3 protein-coding genes are annotated in these 1193 nt (G+C 41.1%); all 3 read left to right on the top strand.

The window, feature by feature from the left end:
- Positions 1-179 (top strand): endonuclease NucS domain-containing protein (locus ACP5N5_RS06995; RefSeq protein WP_428134522.1); only part of this gene is annotated, 179 nt, incomplete at its 5' end.
- A gap of 113 nt (positions 180-292) precedes the next feature.
- On the top strand, positions 293-892 hold the full coding sequence (locus ACP5N5_RS07000) for a class I SAM-dependent methyltransferase (protein ID WP_012607766.1): 600 nt from the start codon (positions 293-295) through the stop codon (positions 890-892).
- An 89-nt stretch (positions 893-981) separates the two neighbouring features.
- On the top strand, positions 982-1193 hold a 212-nt coding region (locus ACP5N5_RS07005; protein WP_428134519.1), incomplete at its 3' end, for an LSM domain-containing protein.

The following is a 1193-nucleotide window of genomic DNA, read 5'->3' on the forward strand; positions in this document are numbered from 1 at the left end:
ATGGGGTAGATGGAAACGGCCGCCCAGTTATAGTCGAGTTAAAAGGGGTTCCCGCATCGAGGGAAACTGTTCTCCAGCTATACGGTTACGTGAAATCATATGAGGCAAAATACGGTAGGAGGCCGAGGGGTATACTCGTCGCGCCATCATTCTCACCCTCAGCCATAGAGGCTTTGTAGAGACTACAGCTAGAGTATAAACTCATGGATCTCCGAGAACTATATAGGCTGGCTCTTAAGAAAGGATATAGAAAGAGCATCTTAGATTATGGTAGAAAACAGGTTTGAGGATTATGTGGGAGAAAATAAAGAACGATGCCATGCTACGTGATTCAGATATGAATAGGGGTTTAGATGATGTGGTGAAGTATAATGTAACAGCTTCATCATATGATGAACTATATCGCGGCGAGCAGTATAGTAAGTATAGTGTATTAGTTGAAATAGTTAATGGAAAACTAGATTCATCCCTGGTACTCGATGCAGGATGCGGTACAGGGCTATTACTAGAGTATCTCGGGGAGAATAACATCGATAAATATAGGAGATATATATGTTTAGACCCGAGCACCGGTATGATAGAGAGACTTGCTGAGAAAAACATTGATCACCGTGTAATACCAGTAGTAGGTTACGCTGAGGAGATACCGGTTAGGGATTCAAGCATCGATATAGTTATCTCGATCACTACATGGGGCAATATAGCTGATAAGGAGAAGGCCGTTAATGAGTTTATTAGGGTGACCAAGGAAAACGGGTTAATAGTGGTCTCTAAACATTTAAAGCATAACACTATTCCTCCCTCATTGATAAACAAATGCTTCAAGGAGGTTGCTGTCCACATAGATGTATTCTACACGTGTAAACCAGTAAATAAGGCAAGCAGTGGATAATGGGCGTTATCTCCACTGGAAAATACTTTTAAAGACTACTAAGTTTATATACACCATTGTATTAAACTAGTAATATATGGTGTATATTCATGAGCAACGTGTCCAAGGGCTATAGACCGCCTTCACCTCTAAAGGTATTGAAGAGTGCTGAAGGACAAGTAGTGCTTGTAAGGATCAAAGGTGGCATCGAGTATGTTGGAACGCTGGATTTAATAGACCCCACGATGAATATAGTGTTGAGTGACTGTACAGAGTATGGTGGTGATGGTAGGCCAACTTCGAGATATGGTAAGATAATAAT

It is taken from the genome of Desulfurococcus sp., from assembly GCF_049970475.1.
Taxonomy (GTDB): domain Archaea; phylum Thermoproteota; class Thermoprotei_A; order Sulfolobales; family Desulfurococcaceae; genus Desulfurococcus; species Desulfurococcus amylolyticus.

Bases quoted from the DNA above. Each gene is read 5' to 3' on its own strand.
- ACP5N5_RS07000 (WP_012607766.1), top strand. From the start codon at position 293: ATGTGGGAGAAAATAAAGAACGATGCCATGCTACGTGATTCAGATATG.